The sequence below is a fragment of the Hymenobacter busanensis genome, assembly GCF_008727865.1.
Lineage (GTDB): Bacteria > Bacteroidota > Bacteroidia > Cytophagales > Hymenobacteraceae > Solirubrum > Solirubrum busanense.
On record NZ_VTWU01000009.1, the window covers coordinates 38441 to 58482 of the forward strand.

At 62.2% G+C, this 20042-nt stretch carries 16 protein-coding genes; 4 read left to right on the forward strand and 12 right to left on the reverse strand.

All coding sequences use genetic code 11. The features are described 5' to 3' along the window. Positions 1-107: 107 nt before the first annotated feature. A complete protein-coding gene (locus tag F0P96_RS19525) occupies positions 108-2378 on the reverse strand; it encodes an NADP-dependent malic enzyme (RefSeq protein ID WP_205704722.1) in 2271 nt (756 codons plus the stop codon). A gap of 109 nt (positions 2379-2487) precedes the next feature. Beyond that, positions 2488-3105: a hypothetical protein gene (locus F0P96_RS19530; protein ID WP_151080680.1), complete on the reverse strand. Its 618-nt coding sequence runs from the start codon at positions 3103-3105 to the stop codon at positions 2488-2490. A gap of 591 nt (positions 3106-3696) precedes the next feature. On the opposite strand from F0P96_RS19530, the gene F0P96_RS19535 reads away from it, so the two are divergent. Continuing rightward, positions 3697-4458, forward strand: coding sequence for a hypothetical protein (locus tag F0P96_RS19535; RefSeq protein WP_151080681.1), 762 nt, complete (start codon positions 3697-3699; stop codon positions 4456-4458). Between the two features lie 92 nt (positions 4459-4550). On the opposite strand, the gene F0P96_RS19540 is transcribed toward F0P96_RS19535, so the two are convergent. Together F0P96_RS19540 and F0P96_RS19545 are read right to left on the reverse strand one after the other, a co-directional pair. Continuing rightward, positions 4551-4880 (reverse strand): hypothetical protein, encoded by a 330-nt coding sequence (locus F0P96_RS19540; RefSeq protein ID WP_151080682.1) that lies wholly within the window; start codon positions 4878-4880, stop codon positions 4551-4553. Between the two features lie 655 nt (positions 4881-5535). Continuing rightward, positions 5536-6990: an FG-GAP-like repeat-containing protein gene (locus F0P96_RS19545; protein ID WP_151080683.1), complete on the reverse strand. Its 1455-nt coding sequence runs from the start codon at positions 6988-6990 to the stop codon at positions 5536-5538. A gap of 159 nt (positions 6991-7149) precedes the next feature. On the opposite strand from F0P96_RS19545, the gene F0P96_RS19550 reads away from it, so the two are divergent. Continuing rightward, positions 7150-7980, forward strand: coding sequence for a serine O-acetyltransferase (locus tag F0P96_RS19550; protein ID WP_151080684.1), 831 nt, complete (start codon positions 7150-7152; stop codon positions 7978-7980). Positions 7981-8157: 177 nt separating this feature from the next. Further along, positions 8158-9081 (forward strand): cysteine synthase A, encoded by a 924-nt coding sequence (gene cysK, locus F0P96_RS19555; protein ID WP_151080685.1) that lies wholly within the window; start codon positions 8158-8160, stop codon positions 9079-9081. 155 nt (positions 9082-9236) lie between these two features. On the opposite strand, the gene F0P96_RS19560 is transcribed toward cysK, so the two are convergent. Genes F0P96_RS19560 through F0P96_RS19575 form a run of 4 tightly spaced genes read right to left on the reverse strand, consistent with a single transcriptional unit; the run spans position 9237 to position 13376 of the window. Beyond that, positions 9237-11297 (reverse strand): LysM peptidoglycan-binding domain-containing protein, encoded by a 2061-nt coding sequence (locus F0P96_RS19560; RefSeq protein ID WP_151080686.1) that lies wholly within the window; start codon positions 11295-11297, stop codon positions 9237-9239. A gap of 8 nt (positions 11298-11305) precedes the next feature. Beyond that, on the reverse strand, positions 11306-12751 hold the full coding sequence (gatA, locus tag F0P96_RS19565; RefSeq protein WP_151080687.1) for an Asp-tRNA(Asn)/Glu-tRNA(Gln) amidotransferase subunit GatA: 1446 nt from the start codon (positions 12749-12751) through the stop codon (positions 11306-11308). Positions 12752-12767: 16 nt separating this feature from the next. Beyond that, a complete protein-coding gene (gene tatA / locus F0P96_RS21395) occupies positions 12768-13157 on the reverse strand; it encodes a twin-arginine translocase TatA/TatE family subunit (RefSeq protein ID WP_151080688.1) in 390 nt (129 codons plus the stop codon). A 12-nt stretch (positions 13158-13169) separates the two neighbouring features. Next, a complete protein-coding gene (locus F0P96_RS19575; protein WP_151080689.1) occupies positions 13170-13376 on the reverse strand; it encodes a Sec-independent protein translocase subunit TatA/TatB in 207 nt (68 codons plus the stop codon). Positions 13377-13686: 310 nt separating this feature from the next. On the opposite strand from F0P96_RS19575, the gene F0P96_RS19580 reads away from it, so the two are divergent. Continuing rightward, entirely contained in the window at positions 13687-14643 is a 957-nt protein-coding gene (locus F0P96_RS19580; RefSeq protein ID WP_151080690.1) for a GAF domain-containing DNA-binding protein, read from the forward strand. 237 nt (positions 14644-14880) lie between these two features. Here F0P96_RS19580 and F0P96_RS19585 read toward each other — a convergent pair whose 3' ends face one another. The 4 genes from F0P96_RS19585 to F0P96_RS19600 form a co-directional block, all read right to left on the reverse strand. Further along, entirely contained in the window at positions 14881-16299 is a 1419-nt protein-coding gene (locus F0P96_RS19585) for a murein hydrolase activator EnvC family protein (protein WP_151080691.1), read from the reverse strand. Continuing rightward, a complete protein-coding gene (gene lolB1 / locus F0P96_RS19590) occupies positions 16277-17059 on the reverse strand; it encodes a lipoprotein insertase outer membrane protein LolB1 (RefSeq protein WP_160620167.1) in 783 nt (260 codons plus the stop codon). Before lolB1 ends, F0P96_RS19585 begins: the two co-directional genes overlap by 23 nt. Then, positions 17052-18863: a tetratricopeptide repeat protein gene (locus tag F0P96_RS19595; protein ID WP_235917538.1), complete on the reverse strand. Its 1812-nt coding sequence runs from the start codon at positions 18861-18863 to the stop codon at positions 17052-17054. The genes lolB1 and F0P96_RS19595 overlap by 8 nt, the downstream gene beginning before the upstream one ends. A gap of 109 nt (positions 18864-18972) precedes the next feature. Then, entirely contained in the window at positions 18973-19983 is a 1011-nt protein-coding gene (locus tag F0P96_RS19600) for a sugar phosphate nucleotidyltransferase (protein WP_151080694.1), read from the reverse strand. Between the last annotated feature and the right edge of the window lie 59 nt (positions 19984-20042).

Sequence of the window (20042 nt, forward strand, 5' to 3'; positions counted from 1 at the left end):
AGCTTTTTTAAGCATTGTAGCGCGAACTTTCCATTCGCGTATTGCTGCACAATGGCCGTCTGGGCATCGGCAACGATACGCGCACGAAAAGTTCGCGCTACTACCCGCTACAGCGGTTGGTTATAGGTCTGCGCGTCGACCACGGCAATGGCGGTCATGTTCACAATGTCGCGCACGCTCGCGCCCAGCTGCAGGATGTGCACCGGTTTGCGCATGCCCATCAGCACCGGCCCAATAACCTCGGCCCCGCCGATTTCCTGGAGCACCTTGTAGGCGATGTTGCCCGAGGTGAGGCCGGGAAAAATAAGCGTGTTGGCGCCTTTTTCGGCCAGCTCCGAGAAGGGGTAATGCTCGCGCAGCAACTGCGGACTCAGGGCCGTGTTGGCCTGCATCTCGCCGTCCAGAATCAGGTCCGGGAAGCGGCGCTTGGCCAGCTCCGTGGCCTTGCGCATTTTGTCGGGCAGGGGGCCTACGTTCGAGCCGAAGTTGGAGTAGCTCAGCACGGCAATGCGCGGCTCGGTGTCGAAGAAGCGCACGGCGCGGGCCGTCAGGCCGATGATGTCGACCAGCGCCTCGGCCGAGGGGTCGATGTTGACGGTGGTGTCGGAGAAGAAGAACGGGCCCTTCTTGTGGAGCACGATGTACATGCCGGCGGCCCGCTGCACGCCGTCTTCCACCCCAATGATTTGCAGGGCGGGCAAAATGCTGCGGCCGTAGTCCTTGGTGAGGCCGGTGATGTAGCAGTCGGCCTCGCCGTTGTCGAGCATCACGGCCCCGAAGTAGTTCCGCTCGCGCATCAGGCGCTTGCCTTCGTAGAGCGTGATGCCCTTGCGCTGCCGCTTGCGGAAGAGCAGCTCGGCGTACTCGTTGCGCTTGGCCTCGTCCTGCAGGATGTCGATGATTTGGCAGCCTTCCAGGTCGAGGCTGTTCTGGCGGGCAATCTGCTCGATCTTTTCGCGGTTGCCGAGCAGGATGGGCTGGGCAATGCCCTCGTCGTGCACGATCTGGGCAGCCTTGAGGATTTTGTAGTTGTCGGCCTCGGGGTACACCACGCGCTTGGGGGCCGAGCGGGCCCGCGAGGTGATGCGGTTCATCAGCTTCTGGTTTACGCCCAGGCGGCTGCGCAGCTCGTCCTCGTAGGCGTTCCAATCCTCGATGGACTGCCGGGCCGAGCCGCTGTCCATGGCGGCCTTGGCCACGGCGGGCGAAACGGTGGTAATCAGGCGCGGGTCGAGCGGCTTGGGAATGAGGTAGAAGCGGCCGAACGAGAGGGTATTGTCGCCGTAAGCCTTGTTCACGATGTCGGGCACGGGCTCCTTGGCCAGCTCGGCCAGGGCGTGCACGGCGGCCAGCTTCATGGCCTCGTTGATTTCGGTGGCGCGCACGTCCAGGGCCCCCCGGAAGATGTAGGGGAAGCCCAGCACGTTGTTCACCTGGTTCGGGTGGTCGGAGCGCCCGGTGGCCATAATCAGGTCGTCGCGGGTGGCCATGGCCAGGTCGTAGTCGATTTCCGGGTCGGGGTTGGCCAGCGCAAACACAATGGGGTCTTTGGCCATCTTCAGCAGCAGCTCGGGGGCCAGCACGTTGGCGGCCGAGAGGCCCAGGAACACGTCGGCACCGTCCAGGGCCTCGGCCAGGGTGCTGATGGGGCGGGCGGTGGCAAACTGCATCTGCAGCTCGGCCAGGTTGGTGCGCTCGGGCGTGATCAGGCCGTCCTTGTCGAACACCACCACGTTTTCGCGCTTCAGGCCCAGCTCCAGGTACAGGCGCAGGCACGAAATGGCCGCCGCACCGGCGCCGCTGACCACCAGCTGAATTTCGTCAATCTTCTTGCCCACCACTTCCAGCGCGTTCAGCAAAGCGGCCGAGGAGATGATGGCCGTGCCGTGCTGGTCGTCGTGCATCAAGGGAATGTTCATCTTCGCCCGCAGCTCCGTCTCGATGCGGAAGCACTCGGGGGCCTTGATGTCTTCGAGGTTGATGCCGCCGAAGGTGGGCTCCAGGGCCTTCACCACCCGAATGAACTCGTCGGGGTCGGTGGCGTCAATTTCGATGTCGAAGCAGTCGATGCCGGCGAATTTCTTGAACAATACCCCCTTGCCTTCCATCACGGGCTTGGAGGCGGCCGGGCCGATGTTGCCGAGGCCGAGCACGGCGGTGCCGTTGCTGATAACGGCTACCAGGTTGCCCTTGGCGGTGTACTTATAGACGTCGTCGGGGTTTTGGGCAATGGCCTTGCAGGGCTCGGCCACGCCAGGGGAGTAGGCCAGGGCCAGGTCAATCTGGGTGCTGACGGGCTTGGTGGGCACCACTTCGATTTTGCCGGGCGGGTTCTGCGAGTGGTAGTTGAGGGCCTCTTCCTTATTGATCTTCAGCATGGGCGGCGGTGGGTGCAAACAAACAAAACGGCCGCACCGAGGCGCGGCCGTTAAGCAAGTTGGGGCGAAATCGGGGGAAATGAAAGCCGCCGGCCCGATTAGGCCGATCCTAGCGCACGGGCAGGTTGGCAAACGTGCCCTCCACCGTAATGCGGCAGCGGGCCTTGCCCTGGTCGTCAAGAGCGGGGTTGAGCGGATCGGCGGCGTCGGGCACCAGCAGGCGGTAGCTGCCGCCGATGAGGCGACGGTCGGCGTCGTAGCTGCTCACCGTGAAGGTACCTTCGAGGGCCGTGAAGTCGGTGGCGTAGGTGCGGCCCCAGGCGTCGGAGCCGGCGCGGCCGGTGAAGGCGTAGCGCACCCCTACCTGGCCGCCGGGCACGGCGGTGGAGCGCAGCGAGTAGGTGCCCACGAGGGCGGCCGGCAGCGGGCGGCGGTCGAGGGAAAACGTGAGCATGTCCTGCTGCGGGTTGTGGAGCTGCTGGAATGAAAAGCTCAGCACGTCGCCGGATTGCAGGGCGGTGCCGTAGAGCTCGGCCGGGGCGTAGCCGATGGCGCTGCTGACGCTGGTGGCGGGGTAGTAGAAGCTGCGCTGCAAGCTGAAGGCGGGGCCCGGCTGAGCGAGGTCGGTGGCGGGTTGGGGCTCGACCTCGGGGCGGTCGGTGCAGGCCGGGGTGGCGGCGAGCAGCAAGGCAGCGGTGCCGAACAGGAGGGGGAAGCGGTTTTTCATAGCGCAGAAAGGCAGAGCGGTTTGTGTGGGAAGGCCGCGTTTCAAGTCCTGTGCCAGTTGTAGACGGACAAAAAGGGGCAAAAACCGCAAGTGCTTCGCGATAAAGCGGTTGGTTTTGCAGGCATCACCCGATCATGTGAGGGCGTGGGGCGACGTGCCAGCACCGTTGCAATCGGGCGCGGGCACGTTGCAACGCTGCTCGGGACCGTTTCAACGCTACGCGACACCGTGCTAAAACAGGTCGGAAGCGTTGCAAGGGTACTCGGGAGCGTGCTAAAACGGCTCGGAAGCGTCGCAAGCCAGCTCGGGAGCGTTTCAAAACACCTCGCGACCGTTTCAAACCGACTCGGAAGCGTTTCAAAACGGCTCGGGACCGTTTCAAACCGGCTCGGCAGCGTTTCAAAACAGCTCGGCAGCGTTTCAAAACGGGTCGGCAGCGTCGCAACCCGTCTAGGAAGCGTTTCAAACACCCGCGGGAACGTTGCAAAGCGACTTATTTGCAGAAGGATAGGATTCTATTTATACTACCGCCGGGTTTCGGCCCCTATTCCACGTGCCTTTCTCGTTTTTCACTTCATACCCCTTTTCCTCATGAATCAGGATACCCGCAACACGCTTACCCGCTTTGAGAAAGTAAAGGCCTTTTTCGACGACCACGCCGGACTGGTGGCCTCGGTAGGGGCACTGGCCGCGGCCGTGGCTACCTACAAGGGCCTGCTGGCCGTGCTGCCCAAGTCGGCCGACGCCCCCGGCGGCACCACCGAGGGCGCTACCGAAGACAAAGGCGCCAGCCGCGCCGCGCTGGCCAAGCAGCTGGTGCCCCTGATGCACGCCCTGAAGCTGTACTACAAAAAAGCCGGCGACCTGGAGCGCGCCCGCGCTATGGACCTCACCCGCCCCAGCAGCCTGGGCACCATGGCCGTGAGCAAGTTTACCGGCCTCGTGGCCAAAGCCCTGGCGTACGCCGAAGAGCTGACGCCCGGCGCGCTGGCCGACTACAACCAGCCCGATGCCAAAATCAAGGCCTTCGGTACGGCCGCCGAGGCTTTTGGGGTAAAGAAAAACCGCCCCACCGAGCTGCGCGACCAACAGAAAACGGCCGGCGAAACCCTCGACGAGCAGGTCGACGAGGTGCGCGAGTACGTGGGCGACGACCTGGCCTCGGCCGTGGGCCTGCTCGCCGACACCAACCCCGAGTTCGTGCGCGGCTTCAAGCAAGCCAACAAAACCGACGACCGCCCCGGCAAGCAAAATAAAGCCCTGCGCAAAGCCAATGCCGCCAAGCGGGCGGCTGCGGCCAGCGGCGAAGGCGGCAGCATAGTGAGCGGCGGGGCCGATGGGAATGGGATATAGCAAGTAGCCCGTCCAGTAGAAACAGCAACGCCCCGGCCGAAAACGGTCGGGGCGTTGTGCGTTTTTGCTTGCGTGGGTTTGAGTGCAATCATCTAACCACCCACCACAACGTCTAGGAAAACGTAATGTATAAATAAGCCAAGCGCCAAAACCAATAGGCGGATAAGCAGCCATATGATTTCTTTATTCTGCCGGAAAATGCCAATAGTAGCTGTTAAGACAACAGGGAAAGATACTATGCTAAAATATAGACTTACTGCAATAAGAAAGTAGAGTATTGATAATGTAATTTCATTAGAGTTGGGTTCGTAATTGGGGTGAGGCCAATGAGAAAATTTTGCAAAGAATACGATACTTAAAGAAAAATATAGAACGGCAGAAATAAATGGGAATGTCGCAAAAATGTTAAATGCTTTTTTCATTGGTGCGGCAGTGGATTGCGTGTTAAGATGCTTTTACTAGAACGAATGAGGCGACGAGTATCGTAGTAAAGAAAACGATGGTGCAGATGTTGGCTGCTTTCCTGTTTTCTCTGGCTGCTTCTACGGCTTCTTTCTCTGTAATAAATATGTATTGCAACGCGAATAAAGCGGCTAATAAGACTAAACATACAGGCAATACGGGCAATTCCCTCGTAAATTTCAATATAGATATAAGTAGTATAAATAAGAATAAAGACACTATTCCTGTGCTACGCAACCACGCTGATGACTTTTGTGGTCCACGCTTATAATAAAGCAGTAGGCGTCCGGTAACAAGTAAAAAGAAATATTTCATTGAGACATTATCGAGGTTTGAGACTTTGCTTATGCAGAGCCTGCCGAACCGCAGGAAGGCGTAGCCCAGCATCTATACCGCGTTGTCCGCTCATTATGCAGAGGCGCAGCCGAACCGCAGGCCGACGTAGTCAAGCATCAGCATCTCGCTTGCTGAGGTCCGAGAGTGGCTTTACTATTCGAGTAAACACGCGAGATGCTTCGCTCACGCTCTGCATGACGGTCAAGCGAATCGGGAGGCTGTGCTTAACTATACGCCTTCCTTCGGTTCGGCAGACTCTGCCTGACGGCCTATTAGGCGCTATTGCAGCAGCACCCGGCGCGTGATGCTGCCCTGGGCGTTGTGCAGGCGCAGCAGGCATAGGCCGCGCGGCAGCCCGTCTACGGCCAACTCGCCGGAGGCCGGCACGGCCTGGGTACGCAATACCCGGCCCAGCGCGTCGGTGAAGGTGGCCGTGAGCGGGGCAGCATTCAGCCCAGCCGGCAGCTGCACGCGCAGGCGGTTGGTGGCCGGGTTGGGGTGTACTTGCAGGTCGGCCAGTGCGGCGGCCGGTTTGGCGGCCAGCACCTGGCCGGTGTTGCGGAACACGCGCACGGTGTGGTCGCCGGCGCAGGGCACCACCAGGTCGGGGCGGGCGTCGCCGTCCACGTCGGCCAGGCGCAGGGCTGTCGGGTCGGGGCCGGTGGGCAGCAGCTGCGGCGCGTCGAAGCAGGCGGGGTAGGCGCCGCCGTTGTGGCGGTAGACGCGCAGCTGGCCCGCGGCGGTGAGTACCACCAGTTCGGCGCGACTGTCGCCGTTGAGGTCGGTGAGCAGCAGCTGCACCGGGGCCGCGCCCACGGGCAGGCGCAGCGGGTTTTCGTACAGGTAGCCCTGCTGCGGATTCAGACGAGACAACTGCAGCACCACCTCGTTGTCGGTGTTGCCGATGGCCACGTCGGGCAGGTCCTGGCTGTTGACGTTGCCCACGGCCACGCAGGTCGGCGTGGGGGCCAGCGCCGGAATGGGCTGGGCGCTGCCGGTACTGAATACGCGTGCGGTTCCGGTGTTGAAAAACCAAAGCACGTTGCCGGCCTGCGGTTGCACGTAGAACGCGTCCAGCTCGCCGTCGAGGTTCAGGTCGGCCAGGGCTACGTCGGCGGGCCGCCCGCCGGAGCTGGTGCTGACGAACCCCAACGAAGTCATGGACTGCGGGTAGAGGCTCACCACGCCCATGCCCGAGGACTGGAACCCGTCGCGGATGGTGACCACGTCGATGACGTTGTCGCCGTTGAGGTGGCCGGCGCGCAGGCGCGGGCTGTTGTAGAGCCCGGTGGCGTCGATGTAGAACGAGGCCGGGGCCAGGAAGGCGGCTTGGCCGGCGGCGTTGGCGTTGCGGAAGCTTTGTAGGTGGGCCTGATCGGCGCCGAGCACGGCCAGGTCGTCGGCGGCGTTGGCCGCGGGTTGGTTGTCGAGCGGCACGGCCACGAGCGAGGCGGGGGAAGCGCCGGTCACCACCGACGCGATGGGCGCGGGCAGGAACGAGCCGGCCGTAGCGCCGGGCGCGAACAACTCCACGCGGTTAAGGCCGCGCTCGGACACGGCCAGGTCGGGGCGGCCGTCGTGGTCGAAGTCGCCGATTGCTACGTCGCTCGGCGCGGCACCGGTGGCTAGTTGCAACGTGGTCGTGGCCTGGAAGCCGATGGGGCCGGGAGTGGGCTGCGCTAGGGCCGGAAAAGCAGCCAGCCCGAAGGATGCCAGAAGTAGATAGTGCTTCATAAACAGAGTAAGGAAACCCAACAAAGATATCGGAAGCACGAGCAAGTAACAGCCGCTGCGTGCCCCTGGGCCGGCGTAATTTTTACTGCCCGGTAAGCAGAAGCGCCTCTACCTTGTTACGCAACCGGGGCGGCTGTCTTGTAGGCCGCCACTTCTGCCATGCCACATACCTTCTTCCATACCCTGGCCGCCGCGCACCAGGCCGCGCCCGCGCCGCTGCCCACGGCAGCATTTGTGGGGCTGGCCGAGCGCCTGCTCGACGTGCTCTTTCCCGAGCGCTCCGCCGACCGCCTCGCCGGTCCCGCCGCCGTAGCCGCCGCCGTGCAGCACCTCGAACACGACCTGGCCGCCCTGCTGCCCGCTGCCCCGGCCCTACCCCGGCCGCCGCAGGAGCTGGCCGCCGAGCTGGTAGCCCAACTGCCCGCCCTGCACGAGCTGCTGCTGCTCGATGCCCAAGCCATTCTGGCCGCCGACCCCGCCGCGCAGGATTTGGCCGAAGTCATCGGCACCTACCCCGGCTTCTACGCGCTGGCCCTGCACCGGCTGGCCCACGCCCTGCACCGGCGCGGGGTGCGGCTGCTGCCGCGCCTGCTCAGCGAGCATGCCCACCAGCGCACGGGCATCGACATTCACCCCGGCGCCCGCATCGGCCGCTCCTGTAGCATCGACCACGGCACGGGCATCGTCATCGGCGAAACGGCCGTCATCGGCGACCATGTGCGGCTGTTTCAGGGCGTCACGCTGGGGGCCCTAAGCGTGGCCAAGGAGCTGGCCAGCATCAAGCGCCACCCCACCATCGAAGACCACGTGGTGGTGTACGCCGGGGCCACCATCCTGGGCGGCAGCACCGTGGTGGGCCGTCACAGCATCATCGGCGGCAACGTGTGGCTGACCGAGAGCGTGCCCTCGCACTCCCGCGTGTATCACCGCGCCCAACTGCACGTTACCCGCACCGAAGACCCCTCCGCCGACTTGGTCTTTTCGATTTGAATGAGCTTCCCCATCTGTCATCCTGAGGCGCAGCCGAAGGACCTTCTCCCCGCTGAGCAAGTCATTGTGAAGACCACCTTTCTGCTGTGAGAAGGTCCTTCGGCTGCGCCTCAGGATGACGGGGAAAAGCAACTGAATTCTCATTTCATCCTTCCAGCCTTTCAACCCTTTCATCCGATGAAAGCCAACTCCATTCTCGATACCATCGGCAACACGCCGCTGCTGCGCCTCAACCGCCTGTTCCAGTCCATCCGCCCCGATGTGGAAGTGTGGGTGAAGCTGGAGCGCGCCAACCCCGGCGGCAGCATCAAAGACCGCATTGCCCTGTCCATGATTGAACAGGCAGAGCGGGACGGCCTCATCACGCCCGACAGCCTGATTGTGGAGCCCACCTCGGGCAACACCGGCGTGGGCCTGGCCTTGGTAGCGGCCGTGAAAGGCTACAAGCTCACCCTCGTGATGCCCGAAAGCATGAGCATCGAGCGCCGCCGCCTGATGGCCGCCTACGGGGCCAGCCTCGAACTCACGCCCCGCGAAAAAGGCATGAAGGGCGCCATCGAAAAGGCCCACGAAATCGTGAACAGCACCCCCGGCGCCTGGATGCCCATGCAGTTTTCGAACCCGGCCAACATTCTGGTGCACGCCGACACCACGGCCCAGGAAATCCTGCGCGACGCCCCCGAAGGCTTCGACTTCCACATCACCGGCGTGGGCACCGGCGGCCACATCACGGCCGTTACCGAAGTGCTCAAGCCGCTGTTTCCGCGCATGAAAACCTTTGCCGTCGAGCCCGAACTCTCGCCCGTTATCAGCGGCGGGTCACCCGGTCCGCACCCCATCCAGGGCATCGGCGCCGGCTTCATCCCCGACAACCTCCACACCCGCATCCTCGACGGTACCATCCAGATTTCGCAGCAGGAAGCCTTCGACATGGCCCGCCGCGCCGCCCGCGAAGAAGGCCTGTTCGTGGGCGTTTCGTCCGGCGCATCGCTCGCCGCCGTAGCCAAAAAGCTGCCCGAAGTGCCCCAGAACGGCCGCGTGCTCACCTTCTGCTACGACACCGGCGAGCGGTACCTATCGGTCGACGGGCTGTTCGTGTAAGGCAACAACCCGTCTACCGCGTCTACTGAACGTCATGCAGAGGCGTAGCCGAAGCATCTCGCGTGTTTACTAGGATAGTGAATTCAACTATCCAGCATCAGCACGTGAGATGCTTCGGCTACGCCTCTGCATAACGTTTTTTCTATCCTGAGAGTTTACAAGCTAGCCACAATCAGCTTCTGGCCCAGCTTCACCTCGTCGGTCTTCAAATGGTTGAGCTTGCGCAGCTGCTCCACCGTCACGCCCTGGTAGCGGCGCGAAATGTTGTAGAGCGTGTCGCCGGGCTGCACGATGTGCACGCGCGGTGGCAGCTCGGGCGTGGCTTTCCGCACCGTGGCAGTCGGCTCGGCTGCGCGGCGGCTGGCTACCGTCTTGGCTGCAGGGGCCTCCGCCACGGCTTCCGAATCGGCCGGAGCGGCGAGGCGAAGCTTCTGGCCGGGCGTGACTACCTGCGTTTTCAGGTTGTTCCAAGCCACCAGCTGCTCTACCGAGACGCCCCGCTCGCGGGCCAGCTTGGTGAGGTAGTCACCTTTGCGCACCACATATTCCACCGCAGCCGCCTGCTGGTTCTGCACCTGCGCGGCGGCAGTTTCAGTAGTCGCGGGCTCCGGGGCAGGTTCTTTCTCTGCTTTTTCAGTCGCCGCCAGCGGCACGCGGGTACTGGCTTTCACTAGTGCCGGCTCCGATGCGGCATCCGTCACCATTTCGGCCTCAGTCTCTGCCTTGCCAGGCTTGTCAGCGGCTACCACGGGCCGTTTGGTCACTCTCACGCCCATTTCGGCGGGTGTGCGCGGGGCCGCAGCCACAGCGGGAGCGGCGGGTTTTTTCGCAACCACCGCCACGGTCGTTTCGGCCGGCGCATTGTCTTTGGCCGGCAGGAACACCACCAGCTTCTGGCCCGGCTTCACGCCGCGGCCCTTGGGCAAGTCGTTCCAGCGCCGCAGCTGCGCTGCCGATACCCCGTACCACTCGGCCAGCTCCGCAATGTCCTGCCCACGCTTCACGGTATGCACCTTGCGGCGGGTGCGACTTATGGCCGCGCCTTCGTCTGCAGCCTTGCGCGGTGGGCCAGCAGCGGCTATTTCCTCCTTTGGGAAGGGCTCGACGCCGGCCAGACGAACCGGCAGCGGCTGCAGTGGTTGCGGGAGGGCACTTTGGGGGCGGCAGAAATCAAACAGGGTAGCGCGGCCTACTTCCTGCAGCAACGGTCTGGCCGATGCCGGGTATTGTAGCGCGTAGGGGCGGTAGTTGTCGGGCAGGTAGCTGCGGCGCAGCTCGGGGTTGAAGCGGCGCATGGCTACCGAATCGAGGCCGAGGGCCTGACTCATGCGCGTGAGGTCGAAGGCGCGGCCACCGAGCTGCAGCGTGTCCATTTCCTGCGCGTACTGGTACTTGAGCTCGGGCGAATGAAGCTGGTGCTGCTCGGCGTACTTCATGGCGTACATGATGGCCGTGAAGGTGGGCACGTAGTTGCGCGTTTCCTTGGGCAGGTTGGGGTACAGCTCCCAGAACTTCTTTTTGCCGGTGCGACGCATCACGCGCTGCATGTTGCCCGCGCCCCAGTTGTAGGCAGCCAGCACCAGCTCCCAGTCGTGAAACATGCCGTAGAGGTAGCGCAGGTGTTTGCAGGCCGCCTCGGTCGACTTCTCCGGGTTCATCCGCTCATCCACCCACTCGTCGCGTTTCAGGCGCAGGTCGCCGGCCGTAGGGCCCATAAACTGCCACAGGCCTGTGGCCCCCACCTTGGATTTGGCCGTGGGAATCAGCGCCGACTCGACCACCGACAGGTACTTCAAATCCTGCGGCAGGCCGTACTTGGCGAGGTACTTCTCGAAGAGCGGAAAATAGAGGTTTTCGCGCTCCAGCACGCGCTGGGTGTAGGTGCGGTTGCGCGACGTGAAGTAGGTCACGTAGCTCATCACCATCCCGTTGAAGGTGTGCGGCACGTCCGTCTCGAAACAGCCGATCCGGTCGCACACCAGGTCGCGCAAATCGGGCGCGGTTTGCAGCCACGCCAGGCGGGCCGAGTCGACTTCCATCGGCTCGGCCACCAGCGAATCGGGTTGCAGCTGGAGTTGCACCTGCACCGTGTCATCCGACGTTACCGTTTCGGGCTGAACCGTGGGCGGCACGGCGGGTTGCGTTTGGGCCGCCGCGGGGCGGGCAAAGGCAGCGGCCATTAGCAGCAGAACGGAAGCGCGAATCGGTCGTTTCATGCCGGGCGTCAGGGAGTGGTTACAGAGGCAGCAACGGTTTCGGTCAGGTGTTTGGCAAAGGCCAGCAAGTCGGCTTCGCGGAACGCGCCGCCCATAATCTGCAGGCCAATCGGTAAGCCCTGCTGGTCGTGGCCGGCCGGCACCGAAATGGCGGGCACGCCCGCCAACGACGCCTGAACGGTAAAGATATCAGCAAGATACATCGACAGCGCGTCCTTGGTATTCTCGCCGATGCGGAACGCCGTGGTGGGCGCCGTGGGCAGAATCAGGAAATCGTACTGGCGCAGCAGCTCGTCGGTCTGCTCCTTAATGAGGCGCCGCACGCGTTGGGCTTTGGTGTAGTAGGCGTCGTAGTAGTCGGCCGATAGTACGAAGGTGCCCAGCAGAATGCGCCGCTGCACTTCTTGGCCAAAACCCTGGCTGCGGCTTTTCTTGTAGAGCGACTCCAGGTCGGTGGCGTCGTCGGCGCGGTACCCGTACTTCACCCCATCGAAGCGGCCCAGGTTGGACGAGGCTTCGGCGGTGGTGAGGATGTAGTAGGTGGGCACCATGTAGTCGAGGTAGGGGAAATCCACCGCGTCGACCACGTGGCCCTGGCCGCGCAGCTGCTCAATGGTCGTTTCCACGGCCTGCTTGATGTCGGGCGCGAGGCCCGGCCGCTCCAGCGTGTCGCGGATGTAGCCGACGCGGTAGTGCGCCTGCGGCTCCAGCTGCCGCGAGTAAGCCGGCACGGGCTCGTGGCTCACGGTAGCATCAAACTCGTCGGGGCCGGCCATTACTTCCAGCAGCAGCGCGGCGTCGTCTACCGAGCAGGTGAGCGGGCCGATCTGGTCAAACGACGAGGCGTAGGCCACCAACCCGTAGCGCGACACGCGCGAGTACGTGGGCTTCAGCCCCACAATGCCGCAAAACGCGGCCGGCTGGCGCACCGAGCCGCCGGTATCGGAGCCGATGGAAGCCAGGCACATATCGGCCTGTACGGCCACCGCCGAGCCACCCGACGAACCGCCCGAGACCCGCTCGTGGTCAAGGTCGTTGCGCACCGGGCCGAAGTACGACGACTCGTTGGAGGCGCCCATGGCAAACTCGTCGCAGTTCTGGCGGCCGATCAGGATGGCGTCTTCGTCGAGCAGCCGCTGCACGGCCGTGCCCGTGAAGAGCGACTTGAAGCCGTCCAGGATGTGGCTGCTCGATTGGAGGGTATGGCCTTTGTAGGCCAGCACGTCCTTCAGCCCGATGACCATGCCGGCCAGCTTGCCGGCCGTGCCGGCCGCCAGCTTGGCGTCCACGGCGTCGGCCTGTTGGCGGGCTTCGTCGGCCCACACTTCCAGGAAGGCGTTCAGGTGCTGTTTGCGCTGGATGTTATCCAGATAATACTCCACGAGCTGACGGCAGGTGAAAGAACCGGCCGTCAGCTCGTTACGAACTTCCGTTAGGGAGTTGAAGCGTCTCAAGGGAGCTTGTGTTAGATCAAGTGGTAGGATGCTTGTCGTCGGCGGCGGAGGGGACGTGGGGCAAGCCAGCGGGTGTTACCGTGGGTTGCTCGGGTGCCGAAACCGGCTGCTCGGGCTGATCGAGTGACGTGGGCTGGTAGGCTACCGGCGTGGGCGGCTCCGCAGCCTGGTAGCCGGGCTGTTGATAGCCCGGCTGCGGCTGCTGGTAGTTGGGCGTGCTGCCGGCATTTTCGATTTCGCTGCGAATCTCGCGCGAGGCGTCTTTGAATTCGCGAATGCCTTTGCCAAGGCCCCGAGCCAGTTCGGGAATCTTGTTGGCGCCGAAAAAAATCAGGATGACGACCATGATGAGCATAATCTCACCACCGCCCAAGTCACCCAGAAACAACAAAAGAGGAGTGTGCATGGCGAAGCAGAATTAGGAGCGCGGCTGCTGCGGGTCGTTGTCGCGGTATTCGGGCTTGTTCGAGTCCTTGGTCGCGTCTTTGAACTCACGCACGCCCTGTCCCATGCCTTTAAACAACTCAGGAATGCGCTTGGCGCCAAACAGCAGCACGATGACAAAAATGATCAGCAGGATTTCAGTCGTACCGAAGCTGCCAATCAGGAAAAGCGAAGAGAACATGAGGCCGAGGGAAGTTAAAGGCGAAAGAAAGGCGTACGAATGCGCCGGCCGTTGGGATTGTAAAGATACCCCATATTTTGCAAATGGGGGGCGGTAGAAAGCGGTTTGCGGCATCCGGATGCCGCCGCGCAAGTAGCAGCCGCTTTCGTGTTGAACGGGTGAAAATCCGCATTGAGCGGTAGAATATTTTTGTTCGTCGCGCAAAACTCAGAGTGAAATTGGGCACGTATGTATCTTGCTAACCTGTTTCTGCCGTATCCGTGGCAGAAGAATTGTGCATTTCCTCCGCCCGTGCCAATTCCTTGCTGCTATGCCCACACGCGCTACCATTCCTCCCCCTGCTCTTGCCAAAGCCGATTCCCGCTATTCCACTGAGGAAGAGCGGCTGGAAGCGTTGCGCGCCTACCAAATCCTAGACACTGCTCCCGACGAAGACTTCGATGCCCTGACGCGGCTGGCCGCTTATATATGCGGTACGCCCATTTCGTTGGTGTCGCTCATCGATACCTCGCGCCAGTGGTTCAAAGCCAACTTTGGCTTAGACGGAATTTCCGAAACGCCCCGAGAGTATTCGTTTTGCCAGTACGCCATGGTCGCAGACGGGGTATACGAGGTCGACGACGTGGAGTCCAACCCGATGTTCCGCAACAACCCGCTGGTAACCGGCAACCCCAATATCCGCTTTTACGCCGGGGCCCCGCTCGTCACCCCAAGCGGGCAGCCCTTGGGCGCCTTGTGTGCCATCGACACCAAGCCCCGCCACCTGACCGCTGCCCAGCGCGATGCGCTTCAAACCCTGGCGCGGGAGGTGGTGTCGCATTTGGAGCTGCGACGCGCGCGCCTGCAGCTAGAGCAGGAGCAGCAGAAGCTCGACGGCCTGATGCGCATGGCCAACGACGCCGCGCAGACGCTGTATTCGGGCGGGCGCTCGGAGATATTTGTGAAGCAAGAGCACAAGCTGGTGCGAATCAACACGGCCGATATTCGCTACGTGGAAGCCCTGGGCGACTACGTAAATATTTACGCCGCTCAGGAGCGCTTCACCGTATACACTACAATGAAAGACATGTTGGTGCGCTTGGCCGGACGCGATTTTGTGCGGGTACACCGCAAATACATCGTGCGGCTCGATCGTATCGTGGCCATTGAAGGCGACTCGGTGATGATTGACAACTCCCGAACCGGTGCCGACGCGGGCCGTTCCGTGGCGGTTCCTATCGGGAACTCCTACAAAGGCGACCTGATGGGGCAGCTGAATTTGGTGTAGGTACACGAGTGTCGTCTACGTACAGCTGCTTTTCAGCGAGGAATATGCGCCATTGGGCGAGTAATCGAACCGAAAAGCCCAGCAACCTTCTATCTTTCGGATGTTATCGGGGGATTAATCTTTTGGCGCCCAGCGCTGGAGAAGGATTAACTGATAGCTAAGTTTGTTTTCATAGCTCAGAAAGGCACCGTATGCTGTACGGTGTTTTTTTTTGCCCTCGGCTGAGCGGCACGGCCCTTACTTGCGTCCGAGCCAGGATTCGGGGTTGAGGTTGGTGCTGTTGCGCCATACCTGGAATTGCAGTTCCGAGGTGCCCTCCGAGTTGGTATACACCGTGCCAATGGGCTGGCGCATTTTCACCGTCTGGCCTTCGCTCACGCTCACCGAGCGCAGCTTGGCGTACACCGTGAAGTACTCGCCGTGCTGCACCATCACCACGTTGTTCATGCCGGCAATGTTGGCCACGGTCAGCACCTTGCCGTCGAAAATGGCCCGCACCGGCTCGCCGGCGCTGGTCTGGATATCGACGCCGCGGTTTTCCACGGTCACGTTCTTGAGCACCGGGTGCGGGTGGCGGCCGAAGCGCTGCGAGATGAAGCCGCGGGCTACGGGCCACAGCAAGCGGCCGTGGTTGTCGGAGAAAGACGACGATAGCTCGGCCGTTTCGGGCGTGAGCGTCACTCGGTCGGTGCGGGTGGTGGCCTCGGCTACTTCGGCGGCTTCAGCGGCTTCCACGGCGTCGCGGCGGGCGGTGGTGCGCTCGGCGGCGGTGGCGGTGGGGCGCTCGGCGCGTTCGGCGCTGGCCTGGGCGGCGGCTTTGGCGGCGGCGGCTTTGGCGGCGGCGCGGGCGGCGGCCACGCGGGCGGCGCGGGCAATTTCCTCACGCACGCGCTGGGCAATCAGGTTGTCGAGCTGACGGATGGACTGCTGGCGTTCGGCCAGTTCCTTGCGCAGCTGCTCTTCCTGCTGGCTGAGCTGCTGCACCACTTGGTCTTGCTGCTCGCGCATGGTCAGCAGGCTGCGCTTCTCGTTGAGCTGGGTACTAAGCACCACGCTTTTCTGCTGGCGCTTCTGCGTGAGGCCGGTTAGCTGCTGGTGCAAATCTTCCTGGGTGCGCTGAATGACGGCCGCTTGCTGCCGCCGCGCTTCGGAGTACTGCCGCACGTAGCTCAGGCGCCGCATCCACTCGTTGAACGAGTCGGCGGCGAACAGGAACATGATGCGGTTGTAGGAATTGGCCGTTTTCGACGACGCGTATACCAGCTGGGCATACTCGGCCTTCAGCCGCTCCAGGTCCGACTGCTTTACCTTCACCTGGGTTTCGGTCTGGCGCACGTCGGTATCGATGTACTGCAGCTCCGACGACGTGCTTTTGATGACGTCCTGCTGCACCGTAATCTTCTCCTTGAGCGCGTTCAGCTGCCCCAGCGAGGATTGCTTTTTCTGTTGGGTTTGCTCCAGAATGCGGCTCGTCTCGCGAATGCGGCGCAGGGTGTTGCGCCGTTCCCGTTCCAGCTGGGCTTTGGTTTTCACCGTCGTTCGCTGCTGGCTGGGCCGCTTCTGCTGCCCCGGCACCGACGTGATAAACGCCAGCAAGAGCAGCCCGATGAGCAGCCCCAGCTGCCCGCGGCGGCTACTTGCGGTTCTTACGCCCATATGCGGCCGGTACACTAAACGGAAAATCCAGCCGCTCCTTGTCGAGGTCGACGTTGCGGTAGCTGATGGACACCACGGCGGCCGGGCGCCCCGGCTGCTGCGCTTCCACCAACGTGCCGTGTGCAAACAGCTGGGCGTTCTTTTCCAGCGGTTTGAAATCAGCGTAGGTGACGGTTACGCTGTTGTTGGTTTGCACGTCCTGCACGGTCAGCTTCTGCACGCGCGAGCGGCTCAAATCAATCAGCTGCTCCACCAGCACGCTGGCCTGCTGGTAATTCACTTTTTGCACCGGGCCCTCGTTGCTCACGCGCAGGCCGGTGTTGTCGGATGCTGCGGGCAGGTAGTCGCCCAGCAGCAGCGCCTGCATTTGGGTGAAGGTGACGGGTACGTTGAACTGGCGAGTGAGGTAGGAGAAATTGCCGGCGTAGTAGGTCTTCTCCAGCTTGTTAATTACCTGCACCGAGTCGGGCGTAATCATGGCGCGCACGCCCTCCACGCCCAGCAACGACGCCGACAGCCAAATGACGCTGTCTTTGCGCATGCGCAGGTTCACGTTGGCCGAGTACTTCTCGCCGTTGGCATCAATCTGCGCCTTGCCCTTGGCCGACAAATAGGTGAAGTCGAGGTTTCGGGCTTTTACTTCCGGCGCTACCGGTTTGGGCGGCGCGGTGGCAGTTTTGGTGGGGAAGATGGAGCGGTGGCAGGCGCCCAACCCCAGGCTTCCTACTAGCGCGAGCAGCAACGGCCAGCGTCTATTCATAGAGTTTACGGTCTTTGATTTTGCGGTCGATCTGCGTGGACGTGCCGCCGGCCTTGCGGGCCCGCTGCCACTGCTCCACGGCGCCGGCCGCATCGCCTAGTTGAAAGAGTACGTCGCCGTAGTGCTCCAGCACGGTGCCATCCTTCGAAGTTTTGATGGCCTTTTCCAACTGTTGGCGCGCGCCGCTGTAGTCTTTCAGCTTGTACAACACCCAGGCGTACGTATCGAGGTAGGTGTCGTTGTCGGGAAACTGCTTGACGAGCTTGCCCGCCATTTCCTTGGCCCTGGGCAAATCCTTGCCGCGCAGCGAGAGGTAGTAGCTGTAATTGTTGAGGGCCTGCGCGTTGTTGGCGTCAAACGTCAGCGCGGCTTGGTAGGCGGCGTCCGACTTGTCGTACTCCTTCAGCTCGTGGTACACGTCGCCGAGCTGGGTATCGAACTGCGCGCTCAGCTCGGGGTTGTCGGTGGTCAGCTTACGGCCCTGCTCCAAAGAGCGAACGGCCTTGGCCGGCTGCTTGGCGAAGGAGTAGCCCACGCCGTTGTAGAACCAGAATACGGCCTGATTTGGGAACAACTCCAGCGCCTGGCTGGTGTGGCGCAAGAGCGAGTCGGTCTGGGCCAGCTCGGCGTCGATGCTCACCACCTGCTGCCAGATTTTGTAGTGCGAGTTGTCGAAGCGCAGCGCCCGGAGGTAGTTGTCGCGGGCCTGGGCCTTTTTGTTGGCCAGCAGCTGCACGTCGCCAGCCACCGAGTAGGCCTTGGGCTCTTTCGGATGCACGCGGGTGGTAATGTCGGCCAGTTCCAGCGCCGTTTTCTCGATGGCCGGATTGGGCAGCTGCTTCAGATAATCAACCAGAATGCGCACTTTTTGGTCGATGTTCAGCCCCGGGCTTTCAAACGCCTGCTTGATCTGCACCTCCGACTCGGCCGTGTTGCCCTGCTGGCGGTAGGCGTCGGCCAAGATCATGTGAGCCTGCGGGTTGTCGGGGTCCTGGCGCAGGGCTTTCTGGGCCACCCGAATGGCGTCGGGCAGGCGGTTGTTGGCGGCGTACATTTCGGCCTGGGCCAGCACGTAGCGCACCTCGTCGGGGTTGGCCGCAATCAGCGCTTCGCCTTCCTGCAGGGCCTTGTCGAGGTTGTTCTGCTTGAGGTAAATCTGCTGCTTCTTGAACGACACTTCGTCGAGCGGGCCGAACTCTTTCTCGGCTTCGTCGAAAGCAGTCAGGGCTTCGTTCAGCTTGCCCTGCTGCAGGTACAAATCGGCCAGATTGAAGAGGTATTCCTTGGAATCGGGCACGTCGTGCACCAGGCTCACGTACACCTTGGCGGCTTCGTCGTACTGCTTCTGGGTGCTGAAAATCTGGGCCAACAGCAGGTAGTAGTACGGGTTTTTGGCGTCGATGCGCAGGGCGGCCTGGGCGAAGTTGGCAGCGTCTTTGAGGTTGCCGGTCAGCAGGTTCGTCTCGGCAATCTTGTAGTTGATGGCCGCGTTGTTGGGGTTCAGCTGGTAGGCTTTCAGCAGCCGTTCCTGGGCCTTATTGTAGTCTTCGAGCAGCAAAAACTTCACGCCATCCACAAAGTACGCCTCGCTCATTTCCCGGTCTTTCTCGGTGAGCTGGCGGTTTTGCTTGGCGGCTTCGATGAGGGCTTGGCGCTGCAGCTCCTTCTTCTCCTTGCGCGTGAGCTTCTTCGCTTTTTCCTTCTTGGGTTTGCCGTCGGTTGCCGGGGATGCCTGCTGGGCATACGTGGGCCCGGCCAGCAGCAGGACCGTGAAAAGAAGGAAGTAAGCAGCAGCGCGGGTCATGGAAACGGCAGCGACGAAGCGCAAAAAAAGAGAGTAACGGAGCATTTGGGCGGGAATTGCCGTGGCTCCTAAAAGATACGGCATTCCCCCCAAAACCCGCCCGACGCGCCTACAGTTTCAGCGCGTTGTAGTCGCCCACACTCAGGTCGGCAGGCGTGCCGGTGAGGCTGGCGTGGCTGCCCACCATCGAGTTCTGAATGTTGGCGTTCTGCACCGTGGCCGACTTCTGCAGGATGCTGTTGACCACCACCGAGTGGCGCACCACCGAGCCGTCGCCGACCGACACGTGCGGGCCGATAATGCTGTTTTCGAGCACCACGTTTTCGCCGATGTACACCGGCTGAATGATTACGGTGTTCTGCAGCGTAGCGGTTTTCGACACCGTGTCTTCGCCGGCTTCCTTTAGGTATTCGAGGTAGCGCTGGTTGGTGAAAACGGTGGCGTCTTTGTTGCCGCAGTCGAGCCACTCGGTAACCGGGCCGGGAATAAACACGGCACCCTGGTTTTTCATGTTCTCCAGGGCGTTGGTGAGTTGGTACTCGCCTTTGTCCTTGATGTCGTTGTCGAGCAGGTATTGCAGCTCGCGCTTCAGGTACTCGCCGTCTTTGAAGTAGTAGATGCCAATGATGGCCAGGTCCGACACGAACTCCTGCGGCTTCTCAATCAGCTCGGTAATGCGACCCTGCTCGTCGAGCTTCACCACGCCGAAGGGGCGCGGGTCTTCCACGCGCTGCACCCAAATGGTGCCGTCGGCGGAGGTGTCGAGGGTGAAATCGGCTTTGAACAAGGTATCGGCAAAAGCCACCACCAGCGGGCCGCTCAAGGAGTCTTTGGCGCACAAAATGGCGTGGGCCGTGCCCAGCGGCTCGTCTTGGTACACGATGGTGCCTTTCGCGCCCACCGATTCGGCAATCTTGATCAGGCTTTGCTCTACCTCGGCCCCGAAACGGCCCACAATAAACGCTACCTCTTCTACCTGCTGCCCAACCACTTTGGCAATGTCCTCCACGAGGCGCTGTACGATGGGTTTGCCGGCAATCGGAATCAAGGGTTTCGGTACGGTGAGGGTGTGGGGGCGCATGCGCTTGCCCATGCCGGCCATCGGGACGATGATTTTCATAGGGGGTCGTGAGAGAAGAAGAAAGTTTGGGGCGTGTACGTAGCGGGCCGCAAAACGCC